This window comes from Lactobacillus sp. C449L (assembly GCF_059900815.1).
This window is the reverse complement of record NZ_JBWXGA010000002.1, coordinates 423,619-440,689: the sequence shown is the minus strand read 5'-3', so window position 1 is coordinate 440,689 and position 17,071 is coordinate 423,619. Positions and strand designations below refer to the sequence as shown.

16 protein-coding genes and 1 tRNA gene are annotated in these 17,071 nt (G+C 34.8%); 7 read left to right on the top strand and 10 right to left on the bottom strand.

Going from position 1 to position 17,071, the window contains the following annotated elements; translation table 11 throughout:
* Positions 1-361: 361 nt before the first annotated feature.
* The 4 genes from AC2JF9_RS05435 to AC2JF9_RS05420 all read right to left on the bottom strand — a co-directional run bounded on the left by AC2JF9_RS05435 (position 362) and on the right by AC2JF9_RS05420 (position 3,924).
* Positions 362-976 (bottom strand): Type 1 glutamine amidotransferase-like domain-containing protein, encoded by a 615-nt coding sequence (locus AC2JF9_RS05435; protein ID WP_500725775.1) that lies wholly within the window; start codon positions 974-976, stop codon positions 362-364.
* 390 nt (positions 977-1,366) lie between these two features.
* A complete protein-coding gene (locus AC2JF9_RS05430; RefSeq protein WP_500725774.1) occupies positions 1,367-1,807 on the bottom strand; it encodes a hypothetical protein in 441 nt (146 codons plus the stop codon).
* Positions 1,791-1,997 (bottom strand): helix-turn-helix transcriptional regulator, encoded by a 207-nt coding sequence (locus AC2JF9_RS05425; protein ID WP_500725844.1) that lies wholly within the window; start codon positions 1,995-1,997, stop codon positions 1,791-1,793. The genes AC2JF9_RS05430 and AC2JF9_RS05425 overlap by 17 nt, the downstream gene beginning before the upstream one ends.
* 346 nt (positions 1,998-2,343) lie before the next feature.
* The gene (locus AC2JF9_RS05420) at positions 2,344-3,924 is read right to left on the bottom strand and encodes an ATP-binding cassette domain-containing protein (protein ID WP_500725773.1); all 1,581 of its coding nucleotides are present in this window, start codon (positions 3,922-3,924) and stop codon (positions 2,344-2,346) included.
* Between the two features lie 125 nt (positions 3,925-4,049).
* Here AC2JF9_RS05420 and AC2JF9_RS05415 point away from each other — a divergent pair, with 125 nt between their 5' ends.
* From AC2JF9_RS05415 to AC2JF9_RS05400, 4 genes are all read left to right on the top strand, one after another.
* On the top strand, positions 4,050-4,886 hold the full coding sequence (locus AC2JF9_RS05415; RefSeq protein ID WP_500725772.1) for an Rgg family transcriptional regulator: 837 nt from the start codon (positions 4,050-4,052) through the stop codon (positions 4,884-4,886).
* A 144-nt stretch (positions 4,887-5,030) separates the two neighbouring features.
* Positions 5,031-5,315, top strand: a complete 285-nt coding sequence (locus AC2JF9_RS05410; RefSeq protein WP_500725771.1) for a lanthionine synthetase LanC family protein — start codon at positions 5,031-5,033, stop codon at positions 5,313-5,315.
* A 112-nt stretch (positions 5,316-5,427) separates the two neighbouring features.
* Positions 5,428-6,171, top strand: a complete 744-nt coding sequence (locus AC2JF9_RS05405) for an ABC transporter ATP-binding protein (protein ID WP_500725770.1) — start codon at positions 5,428-5,430, stop codon at positions 6,169-6,171.
* A gap of 16 nt (positions 6,172-6,187) precedes the next feature.
* The gene (locus AC2JF9_RS05400; RefSeq protein ID WP_500725769.1) at positions 6,188-8,107 is read left to right on the top strand and encodes an FtsX-like permease family protein; all 1,920 of its coding nucleotides are present in this window, start codon (positions 6,188-6,190) and stop codon (positions 8,105-8,107) included.
* Between the two features lie 586 nt (positions 8,108-8,693).
* Here AC2JF9_RS05400 and AC2JF9_RS05395 read toward each other — a convergent pair.
* The 3 genes from AC2JF9_RS05395 to AC2JF9_RS05385 all read right to left on the bottom strand — a co-directional run bounded on the left by AC2JF9_RS05395 (position 8,694) and on the right by AC2JF9_RS05385 (position 11,754).
* Positions 8,694-8,766, bottom strand: a tRNA-Thr gene (locus tag AC2JF9_RS05395).
* 150 nt (positions 8,767-8,916) lie between these two features.
* A complete protein-coding gene (locus AC2JF9_RS05390) occupies positions 8,917-10,326 on the bottom strand; it encodes a PTS transporter subunit EIIC (RefSeq protein WP_500725768.1) in 1,410 nt (469 codons plus the stop codon).
* Positions 10,327-10,344: 18 nt separating this feature from the next.
* Entirely contained in the window at positions 10,345-11,754 is a 1,410-nt protein-coding gene (locus AC2JF9_RS05385; protein ID WP_500725767.1) for a glycoside hydrolase family 1 protein, read from the bottom strand.
* 152 nt (positions 11,755-11,906) lie between these two features.
* Here AC2JF9_RS05385 and AC2JF9_RS05380 point away from each other — a divergent pair, with 152 nt between their 5' ends.
* From AC2JF9_RS05380 to AC2JF9_RS05370, 3 genes are all read left to right on the top strand, one after another.
* On the top strand, positions 11,907-12,653 hold the full coding sequence (locus tag AC2JF9_RS05380; protein WP_500725766.1) for a MurR/RpiR family transcriptional regulator: 747 nt from the start codon (positions 11,907-11,909) through the stop codon (positions 12,651-12,653).
* Positions 12,654-12,790: 137 nt separating this feature from the next.
* On the top strand, positions 12,791-13,492 hold the full coding sequence (locus AC2JF9_RS05375) for an MgtC/SapB family protein (RefSeq protein ID WP_500725765.1): 702 nt from the start codon (positions 12,791-12,793) through the stop codon (positions 13,490-13,492).
* A 105-nt stretch (positions 13,493-13,597) separates the two neighbouring features.
* Positions 13,598-14,797: a DUF2974 domain-containing protein gene (locus AC2JF9_RS05370; protein ID WP_500725764.1), complete on the top strand. Its 1,200-nt coding sequence runs from the start codon at positions 13,598-13,600 to the stop codon at positions 14,795-14,797.
* A gap of 74 nt (positions 14,798-14,871) precedes the next feature.
* Here the strand turns inward: AC2JF9_RS05370 and AC2JF9_RS05365 are convergent, their stop codons facing one another.
* The 3 genes from AC2JF9_RS05365 to rplI form a co-directional block, all read right to left on the bottom strand.
* Positions 14,872-15,030, bottom strand: coding sequence for a hypothetical protein (locus tag AC2JF9_RS05365; protein ID WP_500725763.1), 159 nt, complete (start codon positions 15,028-15,030; stop codon positions 14,872-14,874).
* Positions 15,031-15,190: 160 nt separating this feature from the next.
* The gene (gene dnaB, locus AC2JF9_RS05360) at positions 15,191-16,573 is read right to left on the bottom strand and encodes a replicative DNA helicase (RefSeq protein WP_500725762.1); all 1,383 of its coding nucleotides are present in this window, start codon (positions 16,571-16,573) and stop codon (positions 15,191-15,193) included.
* A 42-nt stretch (positions 16,574-16,615) separates the two neighbouring features.
* A complete protein-coding gene (gene rplI, locus AC2JF9_RS05355; RefSeq protein ID WP_500725761.1) occupies positions 16,616-17,071 on the bottom strand; it encodes a 50S ribosomal protein L9 in 456 nt (151 codons plus the stop codon).

Genomic DNA, 17,071 nt, shown 5'->3' with positions numbered 1-17,071 from the left:
TGAAATGATTTTTTATTTTTTATAGAAGTTTTTACTCTTTCTTCTTAATTGCGAATCTCATTAACATTGCCCAACATGACTATTACACGGGTTTTCTTTTACATAACATTTAAAACCAGTAGCCTTATAAAATGCCATCGATTTTGAATATTTTCAACTCCTAAACATATTAGTTTAATTACGTCAGTTTCATAATAACCTCAGCTCCAAAAGGAGTAGCTGTAAAAACTGCAAATAGAACTAATACAGTGCCTAAGACTATTAATGATGCTTTTAAAAGTGAAACTTTTAAAGTTAATTTTACGACTAATATGTGATCTGAACGTGAGCATACAGTAAACTTAAACTACTTAAATAAAGTTTAAACTATTTGGTAATTTTCACCATTACTGATAATTGCCTGACTATTATTAATTGGTACCAAATCAATTTTGTCTTTATATGCAGCAATTATTTTCTCATCACCTTCAGCAAAAGGCTCTTCATTAAAGTGTGGCAGTGTATAAAAACTTGTTTGCGCCAAGGCATTATAGTCTTTTAGATCGGGAGCAGCACCGACATCGTCCATAATAGTTACGTATTCAATGCTGGGGGCTGCAATCGCTGAGCCTGCAGATTCACCAATATAAGGCACCCCAGCATTAATTTTTTCATTAATTATCGGCAAAAGATTTTTCCGCTTTAGCTCTTGTAAAAGATAAAAAGTATTGCCACCTGTAAAAAAGAACATTTTTGCTGCTTGAAATTTGTTAGTGACAATTGCTAAACTTTCACTTGCAATATCCAGCTCGTCAACAGCATATCCTAAATCGTTTAATGCTTGACGTTCTTCACCAATATAATCAGTATATTCTTCAACATTGCTTGCAGTTGGAATAAACAAAATTTCGCGGTCTTCAATAGCATTGTTTTGAATGAAACTTTGAAATTGATTTGTTACTCCCGTAAAATATGACGATAAAAATAGTTTTTTCATGTTTTCTCCTAATCTTGGTTAATAAGCACTTATCCTGTTTTTAGCATCGTTTAATTGGTTAAGACACGCAAACAGCTAATCTATTATTAGCAATAAAACATACACTAATATTTTACCATTAGGTATAGACAATTTTGTAATGTAAAAAGAATACAAAAAGTAGAGTTAATATATAGACATTTAAAGGGAAAGGCGTTATTCTGTTTTTCCTGCTATTTAATACCCCTAGCAGGAAAAACTTAACTACCTTTATTTAAAATAATGCATGCCCCCACAGTAAAACTTAAACTCTACGCTAAATATTAAAGCAGATAAAAGTATAGCAGTACTCTTATCTGCTTTTTAAAATGCCATTACAATCATGTCATAACGTGTGCAGCTATCCCACCTTTAATCACAAATCTCATTAATAATTCCTAATATTAGCTGAATTAACAGCAATATATTCCACAGTACAATCAATGTAACTGCGATAGTCATCAAAATTATAACTAAGGTATTTGTACCAGAATTTTGCCATAAAAATGCACCCCAAATTAGAAAAATCAGTACATTTGTGACTTTAAACATTTGACTATTAGTTTTCGTTTCCAAATACTCGTCACGCTCATCATCTCCATTAGTTGTTCCAACATTTTTAGTTTGACGATAATAGAAAAAAGAAATTAGAGCAGAAAGAACAGCCAAAATTCCGTTTTCTATTGCTTTGTCCCATTTATGCTTATTTAAAACATATGCGCCAGCAAGACCTAACCAAAAAGCAACCATTAAAATAAAGAAGATAGTTGTAAGATAATATCTTAGTTTCTTTCTTTTATTCTTTTTCTTCATTTTCGAGGTACTCCTTTAAACAAAATAAAGTTTCAATATTAGTATCAAAAACCCGTGCAAGTTTATAGGCAAGAATAATTGACGGTTTGTACTTGGCGCTTTCCAGCGAAATAATTGTTCGCTCAGTCACATCGACTTTTGCGGCAAGTTCACGCTGGGTTAACTTGCATCTTTTTCTGTTTTCCTTAATTAAATTATTGATAATACCACCTGCTCATTTATATGAAGTTTGTTTCATGTAATTAACTTCATATTTTGTTACAAAAGTATTGAATTGCAAGTTGATTATTTTCTTGCATACAAAAAGCACGATACCAAACATTACTTGGTATCGCGCCTAAATTATAATTAATTATCATCTTGAAGAGCTCGCGACAAACGTTCTAGCAGGTAAACAACCGGAGCCTGTGTTGTTAAATTAATTGTTTGTCCAATAACTTTAAATTCTAAGTGATATGCAAAGTTAAGATTTGATAAGTTAGCAATAGTATAATAGGTTCATTCAACCCAATATCATAAACTGGCTTACTTCCCTATTAACTTCCTAGTTCGATAATGCGATTAAACATTGCTTTTTCTTGCTCAGAAATTTTATGAGCAACTTCAATTACAGCCACGTTAGGATTATTGAGTAAAGTTTGGTGAACTTGCAAAGAAAGTTTAGCATCTAATGCACTAGTTGCTTCATCTGCCAAAAGAATTGGCCGCTTGGCAAGCAGCGCACGAGCAATTTCTATTCTTTGAATTTGACCGCCAGATAAGTTACTGCCATTTTGTCCAACAGCATAATTTAGTCCTTTTTCCTTAACCAATTTAGACAAGCCAGCTTCTTTGATGGCATCTTCAAGTTGCTGATCAGTGACGTTTTTGCCTAAAGTAACATTGAATTTTAAATCGCGATCAAAAACAAAAGGCTTTTGATTAATGTAGCCAAAGTAATCGTGAGCTTTAGCCCAATTACCATTAATCTCCTCTTGATCAATTTTGATTGTCCCTATACTTGGAGAAATTTGACCTACTAATAAACGTAGTAAAGTCGTTTTACCCCAACCACTAGGTGCCATTAGCAGTATTTTTTCGCCAGACTTAAGAGAAAAATTGACGTTAGCAAAAATCAATTTACTATTTTGCTCATAGGCAAGATTCTCAACGTCCAATTCATTAAAAGATTGCGCAGCCTTATTTTCTGAACTGATTGCTTTACCTGCCAGCGCTTTTTCAACTTTGTCCCACATTGGCTTAGTTGCACGAATTTGATTAATTTGATCAAAAATCATCGTAACAGGATTAATAAATTCATTAGATAACTGGACGATCATGACTAAAGTACCCGCACCAATTTGCCCGTTAAACATCAGAATGGCTCCAACCAAAAACGGAATGATAAAACTGAAAATATCCGCAACAGTGGTAATGATCGTTGAAACCGCCCCTTGAGTATAATTTAATGAACGCAAAGCATCTTCCATTTGCTTGGCTTGTTTAATCACATAGGAAACAACTGGAATTTGCACATCATAGAGCATCGCGGTTTTTGAGCCATTAATGGCATCTGATACAGCTTGAGTGTATTCTGCATTTTGTTTTTCCCATCTAGCAGATTTTTCTTGAATGCTTTTAATGAAAAATTTTTGGACAAAACCTGGGATAGCTGTTGCGACGACAAAGATCAAAGTTAGAATCCAAGAATTAAGTAAGCCAACAATAATTGAAATCGCGAAGGCAAGCGCCTCAGAAATAATCAATAATTCATTAGTGATTTTAGACGTTTCAATTTGCTTTAAATCGTTAGTCATTAAGTTTAAACCATCTTTTTGTGAATCGGATTGCTGCTGAATGATGTAGCTAATGGTTTTGTCCTTAATCTCAACATTAATGTCACGCACAATATCATAGCGAAGGTAGCGATAAGCAAAATTAGTAAACATAATTACAATTAAGATTCCGGCTCCAATAAGCGCAATTAAAACTAACTGCTTAAGTGTCCCATGATGATATTGCGCACTATTCAACATAATTTTAGTAATATAAGCAATAACAACATTGCCACAGGCACTAATTGTAGCTAACAGAACATACAGTGCCAATTTTCCTTTTTTAGCAAACTTTAACGACATAATTTTTCCCTTTTAAATCTGGTTGACTTAAGTTGATCATATCATATCACGGATACTTCATTTGCATTTATAGTTTTTTCATATATGATAAATTTGCCTGATTTTATAAAAGGGAGATGTTCATTATGAATTTCAAAGAATTAAGAAAAGCTCAACATATTACGCTAAATGATGCCTCTAAAGGAATATGTTCTGTTCCCATGTTATCTCGCTGGGAAAACGGCCAAGGGAATATGGACTTTAATAAAGCAGTTAAGCTATTTGTACGAATTAATATCACCACTTCGGAATATATTGCTTTAAACAAACTGGACATGCCTGACAATGAAGCACAAGAATTAGAATCTGCATGGAATACCCAAAATGAACAAGAATTAAAAGTCATCGCCCAAAAAAGTCTAGATAAGTTTCACCAGGACAATAAATTAATTAGTCTTGATTATGCAGCCCTTGCTTGCGCATTATATCAGCGCATCAGTAAAATTAATATTTTTCCTGTATCTGATCAAAATAAACTAAATAAGCAACTTTCTAAACTTACAGTTTGGTCGCAAGAAAATTTGTCGTTATTCCAAAATGTTACGAACATTCTTAGTCCGTCAATTATATTTCAAATTAGTTCGCAAGTTATTGCCAATTTCGATTTCATCAATAAAGCTGGTAAAAACACTTTACACTTTGCAATTACTACTTTATTTGAAGCAATTATTAGTCTATTAAAAGCCTCCGAGTTTAAACACGCTCAAAGCATTTTGAATAAGATTAATCTCATTATATTGCCAGAAAATGAAATGCAACTAATCATGGGCAGATATTTTTTTAACTCTCTTATGGCTTATTTAGAAAATAGAAATGACCAGGAAATCTTACAAATCATCAACTTTTTAACAAAATTAAATATGAAACACATGGCATCTTATTTTTTAGAAATCTTCAATTCACTAAAAGCAAATTTTGAATAATTCTTCTAAATGCTGACTAGAAGATTCTAGGAGCTAGCAACATTCCCATTACATCAACGTTTTATTTATATGTCTTAACCTTATAGTGCGTCTGAAGTACTAGTTGCTTTATGTGAACTCGAAAATAATTTTCCTGATTTAGACTTGAGGAAGAACATAAATAATATTACAAAAAATCAGAATAAAGAAGAAGTTTGGAAGTCAGGTATAGATCCAGATCATCATTTAAACGGTATTTCTCATGGACTCAGTGGAATTATTTATGCACTATATAAAGCAAGAGATTTTAATAAAAATCTAAATCTTGATTTAATGATTGAAAAGGCAATTCAAATTGGAAATAATGGAATTGCCGATAAAAGAATTGAACTTTTTAAAGATCCGATTCGCCATTATAGTGTATATATAGTTAGCACAATCAATTTATAACTAGCAGCAACTTACTTTATTTACTATTTTGTGGTATTCATCGCATTGGAAGCAATAATAGTCGACATAAATTTATTAATTTTCTAAAAATTAATTGGAAAAGGACGTTATTATGGAAGAGCAAATCATTAAAATTGAGTTAGTTTGTAAAAAATATAATAAGGGCGAATCCAATGTAATAGACAACTTGTCTTTAGATATACCGAAAGGTAGATTTACCGCAATTATGGGCGCTTCTGGATCAGGTAAAACAACATTACTGAATATGATTTCAACATTAGATACAGCATCTAGTGGGCAAATCTATATCGATGGTCATGAAGTTTCCGGCTTATCTGACGACGAGGCTGCCAGTTTTCGTAAAGAAAAATTAGGTTTTGTTTTTCAAAATTATCGTCTATTAAAAAGCCTAACGGTAAGACAAAATATTGCAGTACCAATGTCATTGATTGGTAAAAATAGCAAAGAAGTTGATCAAAAGATTAGTAAATTAGCTGAGTATTTTAAATTAAGTGACCAACTTGAAAAATATCCAGTCGCTTTATCCGGGGGACAGAAACAACGTGTAGCGATAATTAGGGCTATTATTAAAAATCCAGCATTATTATTAGCAGATGAGCCCACAGGTGCATTAGATTCACAAGCAGCTAAGTTAATTATGAAATATTTAGTAAATGTTAATCAAAAATTTAACACTTCTATTCTTATGGTTACACATGATAGTTTAGCAGCAAGCTATGCCGATGAGGTTGTTTTTCTAAAAGATGGAAAGGTTGTTGATCAAATTATTAAACAAGATGATAATGAACTTTTTCAACAGCTTTTAGCGCAAAAGCTAGCAAAGATAGAATCTTAATAAGGGAGAACAGAATATGGATTTCAAGGTTATAGCAAAGAATAATATCAAAAATGCTTTTGGTCTATATAAAAATTATTTTATCTCTCTTTTTTTAGTTATAACATTATTTGGTACTCTGCAAATCTTTGCTAAAGACAAAGTAATTACTAACGCTTTATCTGAATCAAGCAAAGTAGAATTCATGTCATATGTTACGTCCGCTTTATTTACCTTATTTACCGTTTTTTTTATTATATATTTTAATCACTTCTTTTTAAAACAGCGCTCAGAAGAATTGGGCATCTATTCGATGTTGGGCATGTCGAAACAGCAAATTACGTTGATTTTAATGGTAGAAAATACGATTATCATTGCTTTTGCATTTTTATCTGGAATAATTTCAAGTATTCTATTATACAGCTTAATCAAAATAGTTTTGATAACAACTTTAAAGCTTAATATTTCTATTTTAACTCCACTAGCCATCCCACCATTTTTAATTACACTGGTGCTTGCTTTCCTCATGTTAGTAGTTTTTTTTCTGGATAGTCATTATATAATTAAGCGTTTATCTATTTTAAATATTTCCAATTTAAGTCAGACAAGTGAGAAAGCGACTACTAAGTCTAGTCCTTTAACTGCCTATTTGGGAATCGGTTCTTTGTTGGTAGCCTATCTATTAATACTGAACCTTGCTATGCGTACTCAATCCTTATGGAGTAAAATTGGATTTGCTCCCTTAGCGATAATTACATTGATTTTAGTAATTTTAGGAACAGTTTTGATCATAAAGAGTACCTTTACCCATATTATTTATCACAGAGTTACTGATCATCAACAATTGTACAAACCAACTAATAATATTTTTCTTCCAGAGGCATTATTCAAACTGAAAACTAAATCAAATTTATTAATTATATTATCATTGGTTATATCAGCTATCATTGCTCTCACGACAGCAAGCTTTTCACTTATGAACTATCAAAATGCTTCATTAATGAAAACTGTTCCTTCAGCTATTGAGATTGATCAAAAACTAACTTCAGAGCAAGTCATTAAGGTAAGGAAAATAGCTAAAAATTATGGTGGTAAATTTAAAGCAATAAAGATAGTTAATGCAGTTTCTAATCGACCAATAGAGATAAGTAAAACTGTGTCCACGAAAAATGTAAGAGCTATTGATAAACAGGATTATACGGAACTGTTAGAACAGCAGGCTAGTGGCCAATATCCAAATATTGATTTGTCTAAAACAACGGCTTATCTTTTTACACTTTATACAATTAGAAATACTCGTGCCCCAGTAAAAGTCGGTAACTATAATATTAAATTGAAAGAAATTCAACTTTGGCCCACATATGCCAAAGGCATGAATGCTTATGTAGTCGTTAATAATCAGATTTATAATCAATTAAGTCGTCACAATTCTGGACAAATGATCTATACAATTAATGGACCCAAGTTAAGGGACAATGAACAACTTTATCAAAAGATAAAAAAATTGAAAGTAAACTTTTTAAGCGCTTATAAAACTAACAAAGATGTAGTAACAAATAATAGTGCAGCTCTTTTGATGGTAACATTTGTTGCTGTTTTGTTTTTTGTTTTCATTGGCTGTATCCTTTACTTTACTATCCTTATGGAAAATGTAGGTATTACGGAAGAATTTGGGTTCTTAAGCGATATTGGTTATGATAAAAAGCAATTAAGAAAAATAGCTACGGCTAATAATTTGTTGATTTTCGCGCCACCTGTAATTATAGGATTACTTAATGGTTTGATGGCTTTTGCAGGCTTTTGTTTTGAATTTTTGGCTATAGACGTTATTAAGTTTTTAGGTACTTTTAAGATGATTGGAGAACCAATAGCTGTAACTTGTTTACTATTTTTTATTGCTTATGGCACCATCTATTTATTTTCTTACCATAAAACAAAAGCTTTACTGAGATTATAAGTAAAATTTAATTAAGATAATCTATTAATCAATCAAGTTGTAATTACAGGTTTGGTCAAACTTGATTAAGTAGTGACAGTCCGAAACAATTTATGAACTGCTGTGATGGTGATCTTCTTAAAGCTACTTTGCTTGAGAAGATCGTTTTAGTTTTCGTAATAATCCGCAATCTGAACGATACTGAGATACAGTAACTTGCCGGATTCATAGTGGAAAACTTGGATACTTACGCAGTCTTAAAAAGCAAGATGTTGGCTTTTTTGAGTAGATATGGAAGAATTAAGCGAGTTCACTGGAAACTTTTTTCTAGAATTAGGTTGGTAATTACATTCTATCAAAGAAGTCCATTGGACTTTTTGTATTTTCTAATCAAGGCAAGTGTTCAACTTCATTTCACAATTAATCATAAATAAAAAAGGCATAAATTTTTATATTCATGCCTCATTATATTATTTCGCTCTCAAAAAACGCGTGCAAGAATTGCACTTTATGTGCATCATTTTTCTTTATACAAAAAATTAACCTTGACTTACCCGTATAAAACGTTGATAAATCAAGGTTAATGATTTTGAATAATTCTTCTAAATGCTGACTAGAGGATTCGAACCTCCGACCTCATCATTACTAGTGACGTGCTCTGCCAACTGAGCTAAGTCAGCATTGTCTTACTCGACAACGATATTAATTAAAACATATCAACATAGTTTTCGCAAGTACTTTCACTAGCAAAATCGCTTTTTTAATCAAAAATAGCAGTCTTATCGTCAACTACTGACTCTAAAACTGCTATTTTATTTTGTAATTAAAGTTTATTTCCCTGTCACTTCAGGCTTCTTTTCGTCTATACCCATAAATAGTTGCACTACAAAAGTTACTATTGCTGCAATTGCTGCTGAAATTAGAGCATTGAACAAGTTTTGCAGATTGCCTGTATTATTAGGGTTAATCCACATTGGCAAAGTTATTAGACCTGGGGTCATAAATACATAAGCATTAACGCCCATAATACCGGCATAAATACCCCCAGCAAAACCACCAATCATACATGAGTACATTGGCTTACGATACTTTAAAGTTACCCCGTAAAGACAAGGTTCACTAATCCCGGCGCAAAATACTGTTAAAGCTGCTGAAATTGCAGTTGCACGTAATTCTTTATCCTTAGTTTTAACTGCAACTGCTAATGTTGCTGCACCTTGCGTAATGTTATGTAGTAATGTCAAAACCCGTGTAAATGGGTCAACTCCCCTTTTAGTAATCGCTTCTAATCCGGCAATTGCTAAGGCTGAGTGCATCCCAGTTGTAACGATCCATGGATAAATTAAGGCAAAGATGGCAATGGCAAAAGGCCCAAGTTTTCCACTCAAGAAAAACATGATTGTTGCTATTCCCTTTGAAACCCAAGTCATTGCTGGTCCAATAGCTAGCAGAGTCAGCGGAACCACAATTATAATACTTAGTAGCGGAGCCATAAAGCTCTTAATTGGCCGCCATAGATAGCGGTCAAAGAAGTGCTCTACATAGCCTAAAGCCCAAATTGCTACAATCGCTGGAATAATAGTATTCGCATAACTAGCTGGACTTACGGGAATACCAAATAGGTTAAGTGGCTTTCCACTTTGAATCATCGTGATAAAAGTCGGATTGATTAGGGTTGCACCAACCAAGGCCGACAGATAAACATTAGTTTTAAATTGCTTTGCAGCAGCAATTGCTACAAAAACTGGCAAAAAGTAAAATGATGAATCAAAAATAAAGTATAAAATCTGATAGGTGCTGGAATTTTTATCTAAGACTTTCAGCATTGGTAATAGCATAACAATGCACTTACCCATTCCTCCGGCAATTAAAACCGGAATTAATGGCGTAATACAACCAACTAAAGCCGATAACATGCGACTAAAAATATTAGGCTTTTTAGCATTTTGGTCAGTTTCGGTTTTGGTTGTTGCTTGGTTGGCATCATCGTCTTGCTTACCCAGCAACTGCTGAAATTCTTTGTAGACACCATCAACTTGATTACCAATTACAATTTGATATTGATCACCACTTTGAACAACTCCTAAAACCCCTTTAAGCTGCTTTAACTCATCCAAGTTAATTTTTGCGGCGTTATTAGGAATAACACGTAAACGCGTGGCACAATGCCAAGACTTCTCAATATTGTCGGGACCGCCCACCAATTCAAGAATTTTCTGGGCAAATAATTTATCATCCATTAGCTTATCCTCCAATCACTAACGATTGTTTTCCTTAATCATATTTTGATACCAATAAAAACTGTCCTTTTTTAGTCTACGTCCACTGCCATGACCCTCATTATCATAATCAACATAAATCAAGCCATAGCGCTTACTCATTTCAGCCGTCGAAGAACTAACAATGTCAATCATGCCCCAAATTAGATAGCCCATAATTTCAACGCCATCTTGATTTAGGGATAATTTCAACTGTTCTAGATGTTTTTCCAAATACTGCGTTCGGTACTCATCATGGATTTGCTGGTTTTCAGTTACCTTATCTTCTGCTCCCAAGCCATTTTCAACAATGAACAGCGGAACATTAAATCGATCAGCTAAATCCATGCACAGTGTTCTTAAACCAACCGGATCAATTTGCCAGCCCCATTTCGAAGATGGTAAGTAGGGGTTCTTTTGTCCACTGATGGTATTTCCTTGCGCCGTTTCACTATTTTTTTCAACGCCTTGCGTAATTGAAGTATAGTAACTAAATGCTAGGAAATCTCCGGTTCCTTGAGTAAGCTCCTGCAAGTCTTTATCTGTAATATCCAGTTTTAACCTAGTTTGCATTAATTTTAAAATTCGCTTAGGATAATGACCTTCAATTTGAACTTGGCCAGCAAGATACATTTCATGGCTTATTTGCTGAGCTAAGAAATTGTCTTCCGGACGACATGTTGCTGGATAGATTTCCATTCCAGTAATCATACAGCCGACTTGTGCTGAAGTTGTCTGACGAATATAAGCTGTCACTTTTGCACTAGCTACAAATTGATAGTGCATTGCCTGACATAAGTTAGCTAAATCCTGGTCTTCTTTTACTAATCCAGCGCTAATAAACGGATGTCGAAACACACTATCAATTTCATTAAAGGGAAGCCAAAAGTCAACCAAATCGGCATATGCTTCAACTACTGTTTGGCAATAGTTAACATAAAACGCGATTAATTGGCGATTCTTCCAGCCGCCATAGTGCTCAACCAAATATAATGGCATTTCATAATGCGACAAAGTAACCATTATTTTTAGTCCAAGTTTTTTACATTTTCTAAATAGCTTATAATAAAAATCAAGTCCTGCTTGATTTGGCTTTTTTTCATCACCTTGCGGGAAAATTCGGCTCCAAGCAATTGAAGTTCGGAAAACTTGGCAGCCAGTTTCAGCTATCAGTTCTAAATCTTGCTCGTAGGTATGATAGAAATCGATTCCTTTACGTTTAGGATATTTATCATCCTGCTTATCCTGCACACGTTCAGCAATCTCTTTCAATGAAGGTGCAAGATGCTCGTTTACATGCATAATATCTGCTACTGACGGACTTTTGTTATCCGCTTGCCAATTGCCCTCGCTTTGGTTAGCTGAGATGGCACCGCCCCACAAAAATTCTGCGGGAAATTTGTTCTCCATGTAAGGACCTCTTTAACTAAAAAAGTACTGAATCACAACTTATGCTGTGTATCCAGTACTAATTTTAAAGTGTTTATTCAACTTATGCAATAGCACATTTATGATAATATATACGTGCAATTGCACAGCAAAAATATAGAAAGGAAATCATAATGGATATTTTTTTACTGATTAAATCCGCCCGTTCTAAACTAACTCGCCAAGAAAAAATAGTTTCCGATGCTATACTTGAATTTCCGGAACTGGTACTGGAAAAAAATATTACTAGTTTAGCGCATAGTATCGGCGTTTCGCGCAACACTATCACCCGCTTTTGCAAAACGCTTGGATTTCAGGGATATACAGAATTTAAGTATGCGGTTAATGCTTATTTTGCACAGAAAATCACTAGTCCTGCCAATTCATCAACCGTTAATGAAATGATTCAATCATACAAGCTGATGCTTGATAAATTAATTACCTATAACTTAGATTTAAAAGAGTTAACCAAACAGATAATTAATTCGCCCGTAATTAAGTTAGTGGCTACTGGAAAGTCTTCGCCTTGCGCAGAGCAACTTAAATATAATTTACAGACATTGAATATTTATGCTGAAGTAATCGACAAAATATACTTTTCTGATAGCTTTAGCTATGCCTTTAAGCCGAAAGATTTGGTCATTGTCTATACTGTTTCCGGTAAAAGTGCCTTAACTAATAGTATTATTAAAGGCGCACAAGAAAGTAAGGTTAATTTGTACGCTGTCACGGCCGCTAGCAAGTTGCCATTTCAAACAACTGAGACTTTTACTTTACCAAATGTCCGAGACTTAAATAAGCATTCAATTAGTAATCATTTATTGTTTTATCTTTTCAATGACTTGCTGACTAATGAAATTATTAGATATTCTAAAATCTGATAACAGTATTTTTTACTCTTAGAATCACAATAACAGTCATAATAATTACTAAATTAAAACTATATCTCTTGTTTCATGTATTTAAAACTGGAGTATAATATACTGTTATCATATAGAAATGAAGGTATTATTACATAATGACAAACATAGCACCAATTGAAGCACAGTTGCCTTGGATTTGGAGATTAGTATTGGCAGCTTTATGTGGAGCTTTAATCGGTTATGAACGAGCAATTCAACGAAAAAGTGCTGGAGTTAGAACCCACATTGTAGTGGCTTTCTCCTCGGCATTATTTATGATTGTTTCTAAGTATGGCTTCTACGATCTCATCAAAACATCCGGTATCGAGTATGATGCTTCGCGTATCGCAGCCCAAATTGTGTCGGGTATTTCCTTTATTGGTGCCGGAACCATTTTGATTAAGAAAGACCAAGTTTCCGGCTTAACTACTGCCGCTGGAATTTGGGCAACCGCAGCAATTGGAATGGCCATTGGGTCTGGTTTGTACTTTTTAGGCGTTTTAGCAACTGCTCTTCTGTTTGTTATCCAAATGGTATTTCATGATGACAGCATTATTAACAAAGTCATCATGCATATTCGCTTTAACATTCAAATTGAAGCAGTAAACCGCCCACATATTTTAGAAACTATTCAGCACGAATTAGAAACAAATCATGTTGAAAATGCTTCTGTCAAAATTCTTTTTGTTAGCGATGAAAAAATCATTTTCTTTGCCGATGGCATTATTAACAATAATATCGATGAAAATGATATTATCATGGCCCTGCGCAAATATCCTGATATTGAGCGTATTAGCTACAACAGTCTGGGTAAATAATTATATCGCAGAAGAGATAAGCAGTAGAAATTTAGCTATTGCTTATTTTTTGTTATCATGAAATAAATTAACTAAAATAGCTATATAAATGAAAGGGGTAATTTTATGGCCGGTTCACTGGATTATTTACGTTGGCGAGGAGATTTGTCTTTTGCGGAAAAACCGTTTAACAGCGTTGACGCGTCACTGCTATCATCGCTGGTATATCTCCCAGCTGATGAGTCTTCAACCAATCATACTTTAGGTGAATTAGCTGAAACTTTGCGGAATTTACCAGATTTTCAGCATCAAATGCATTCAGAGACGGCAGCCGAAATTATTCTGCTGCCAGAAAGTACGCGCATTGGCAATATCAAGATTCTTGATTGGACTGATCGGTTAGAGAAAAAGCCCTATCCATTGCAATTTAGTGCTGGCACTTTTGCTATTGATGACAATACAATCGCTATCGCTTTTCGCGGTACCGATGGCACAATGATTGGCTGGAAAGAAGACATGCGGATGAACTATTTGCCTGAAATTTATGGTCAAAACGTCGCCGCTGAATACTTGCAAGAAATCGCCGAAAAGTTTCCTAATAAGCAGATCTATCTTCTGGGTCACTCAAAAGGTGGCAATTTTGCGCAATACGCTCTAAGTGCGGTTAAACCAGAGATTCAAAAGCGTGTAATCAAAGCACTGAGCTTTGATGGACCGGGATTTTTCCATAAAGTTTATACCAACCCTGGTTTTCAAAAATCAATGTCCAAAATGAAGACTTACATTCCACAAGCCTCAATTTTTGGCGCAATGCTTGATCATCCAGAGCAAACAATTGTTGTCAAAAGTACTGCTGCCATGCGTAATCAGCATGACCCACGGCGCTGGTCCGTAGGTCGCGATAGTTTTACTTTAGCCGATGGCTTAACCCCGGGCAGTCGCGTGCTTCGACATGCTTTAATTAACTTTAACAATTCAATTCCTGATGAAAAGCGTAATGAGGCTTTTTCAGCCTTATTTGAAGCCTTTGAAAACTACGACATTAATGAATTGCACCAACTGACCAGTAATAAATTACTTGGTACTTACCGACTTGGTCGCGTCTTTTTAGCACTTGGGCCAGAAGAACGCAAGCTACTCACCCAAATTTTCAGTGAGATTTGGGATTCCTATAGAAACAACATGACTTTGCCTCTGATGGCAAATAACTACGAACTATATCCAAAGAGTAATGATTCCAACAAAGCACCAGTATTTTACGAATTTTATGACCCTAATCACCCAAATTTAGAACTTCCTGAAGATGTGAAAAGCAAGCTGCGCTAGTAACTTGTTTCATGTGTAACGCAAAAAGACCAGAAAAGCATAATTGCTTTCCTGGTCTTTTACTTATCATGACACTACTTCTTGATATTTTCTTTAGCGTCATCAACTTTATCTTTAACATCTTCAGCAGCATCTTGGGCTTTGTCTTTAACATCGCCAGCAGCTTGTTGCACTTTACCTTTAAGTTCGTTAGCTTTTCCAGCTACTTTATCTTTAAATCCTTTATCAGCCATAATTTTCTGTCCTTTCAAAAAATATGCAAAAATATCTATTTACAACTTCATAGTACAAGCTTATGTGAATAAAGTCATCGAATATGCGCTTTTTTGTAAAATCAACTATTAAAAAAGCCACCAACTTTGTAAATCTAAGTCCGAGGCTTTGAATATTTTATTAGTTTGGCTGATTATGACTATAATCGAGATTTGAAAAGCGATTGTATGGCTTAGAAAACATTAATTTGACCGTTCCCCGACTACCTGAACGGTTCTTTTCAATAATGACTTCTACTTCGCCATTATCTGCTTCTGCTCCAACTTCTTGGGGACCTTCGCCATCTTCTCCATTTTCTTCACGATAGTAATCATCCCGATATAAGAAAGAAACAATATCGGCGTCCTGTTCGATTGATCCGGATTCACGAATATCAGACAAAACAGGTCGCTTATCTTGCCGTTGTTCAACTGAACGGGATAACTGCGATAACGCAATGACCGGTACATGCAGTTCCTTAGCCAATTTCTTTAGTTGCCGCGAAATCGCCGAAACTTCTTGCTGACGGGATTCGCTGCGGGGACCTTCAATTAACTGCAGATAGTCAATTACAATTAAGCCTAAGTCCCCTTTTTCTTTAGCAAGTCGACGCGCCTGGGCCCTGATTTCACTCATTTTGATACCGGGAGTATCGTCAATATAGATCTTGGCATTAGCTAAAGAACCTGAAGCTACAATTAATTTGCTCCATTCTTCCTCATCTAGTTGCCCGGTACGCAGATGTTGCGAGTTAATCAAACCTTCAGAAGCCAGCATCCGTTGCACTAACTGCTCTCCACTCATTTCCAAGGAAAACATCGCTACTGTTTTATCAGCATGCAGACCAACGTATTGCGCAACATTCAGCGCAAACGACGTTTTACCCACACCAGGCCGAGCAGCAATAATTACTAGTTCATCATCGTGAAATCCAGTCGTCATTTTGTCTAGCTCTAAAAAGCCTGTTGGCAAACCGGTAACCATGTTGCCATCTTCGGGAATATTATTAATCTCATCAATTGCAGAATTAACAATTTCCTTTATCCCCCGAAAACCATTGGCATTGTTTTCGGAAGAAACATTCATGATTTCGCTTTCGGCGTTATCAAGAATATCCGTGACATCATCAGAATCCTGCATTGCATTAGTAATAATTTTTTGACTGGCAGAAATCAGTCGACGCAAAAGTGCTTTGCGATGCACAATTTTTGCATAGTAAGCAACGTGAGCTGAAGTTGGCGTAGCCACCGCAAGCTCAGAAACATAAGCTATACCACCAATGTCTTCAAGCTGATTTTTCTTGGTTAATTCATCTTGTAGAGTTAGGGGATCAATCGCATCTTCGCGGTCTGATAGATCCAACATCGCTTGAAAAATCAATTGGTTTGCTTTTTTATAAAAATCGCTTGGTTGAACCTCTGCACTTGCATCAGCAATTGCTTCAGGATCAATAAAAATTGCACCTAAAACCGCTTTTTCAGCTTCATCATCATGCGGTATTTGTTGCGAAACAATATTATCCATTAATCTTGACCACTTTTTTCAGAATTAAACTAACTTAAGACACTAATCTTGTTCGGTAATATGAACACGTATTTTGCCTTCTACGCCCTTAAACAACTTAACAGGTACATTGGTGTAACCTAGTGTTTTAATCGGCTCAGGAAGGACCAATTTACGCTTATCAATCTTAATATTAAATTGTTGCTCTAAACCTTCAACAATTTTCTTGCTGGAAATTGAACCGAATAAACGAGAATCTGAGCCGGCTTTAGATTTAAAGTTGACCACTGTTTCGTCTTTATCAAGCTCTGCCTTAACTTTTTCAGCTTCAGCCTTTTCACTTTCATAAACTGCTTTTTCATTGGCTTCAACTCGCTCTAAAGTATGCAAATTAGACTTAGTGGCTGCTTTAGCAAGACCGCGCTTTAATAAAAAGTTTTGGGCGTAGCCATCGGGAACATCCTTAACTTCACCACGTTTACCACGGCCTTTTACATCTTGGGTAAAAATAACTTTCAT

Excerpts from the sequence above, each read along its gene's own strand:
- AC2JF9_RS05435 (WP_500725775.1), bottom strand. The coding sequence starts at position 976 with ATGAAAAAACTATTTTTATCGTCATATTTTACGGGAGTAACAAATCAA.
- AC2JF9_RS05430 (WP_500725774.1), bottom strand. The coding sequence starts at position 1,807 with ATGAAGAAAAAGAATAAAAGAAAGAAACTAAGATATTATCTTACAACT.
- AC2JF9_RS05420 (WP_500725773.1), bottom strand. The coding sequence starts at position 3,924 with ATGTCGTTAAAGTTTGCTAAAAAAGGAAAATTGGCACTGTATGTTCTG.
- AC2JF9_RS05415 (WP_500725772.1), top strand. The coding sequence starts at position 4,050 with ATGAATTTCAAAGAATTAAGAAAAGCTCAACATATTACGCTAAATGAT.
- AC2JF9_RS05405 (WP_500725770.1), top strand. The coding sequence starts at position 5,428 with ATGGAAGAGCAAATCATTAAAATTGAGTTAGTTTGTAAAAAATATAAT.
- AC2JF9_RS05400 (WP_500725769.1), top strand. The coding sequence starts at position 6,188 with ATGGATTTCAAGGTTATAGCAAAGAATAATATCAAAAATGCTTTTGGT.
- AC2JF9_RS05390 (WP_500725768.1), bottom strand. The coding sequence starts at position 10,326 with ATGGATGATAAATTATTTGCCCAGAAAATTCTTGAATTGGTGGGCGGT.
- AC2JF9_RS05385 (WP_500725767.1), bottom strand. The coding sequence starts at position 11,754 with ATGGAGAACAAATTTCCCGCAGAATTTTTGTGGGGCGGTGCCATCTCA.
- AC2JF9_RS05380 (WP_500725766.1), top strand. The coding sequence starts at position 11,907 with ATGGATATTTTTTTACTGATTAAATCCGCCCGTTCTAAACTAACTCGC.
- AC2JF9_RS05375 (WP_500725765.1), top strand. The coding sequence starts at position 12,791 with ATGACAAACATAGCACCAATTGAAGCACAGTTGCCTTGGATTTGGAGA.
- AC2JF9_RS05370 (WP_500725764.1), top strand. The coding sequence starts at position 13,598 with ATGGCCGGTTCACTGGATTATTTACGTTGGCGAGGAGATTTGTCTTTT.
- AC2JF9_RS05365 (WP_500725763.1), bottom strand. The coding sequence starts at position 15,030 with ATGGCTGATAAAGGATTTAAAGATAAAGTAGCTGGAAAAGCTAACGAA.
- dnaB (WP_500725762.1), bottom strand. The coding sequence starts at position 16,573 with ATGGATAATATTGTTTCGCAACAAATACCGCATGATGATGAAGCTGAA.
- rplI (WP_500725761.1), bottom strand. The coding sequence starts at position 17,071 with ATGAAAGTTATTTTTACCCAAGATGTAAAAGGCCGTGGTAAACGTGGT.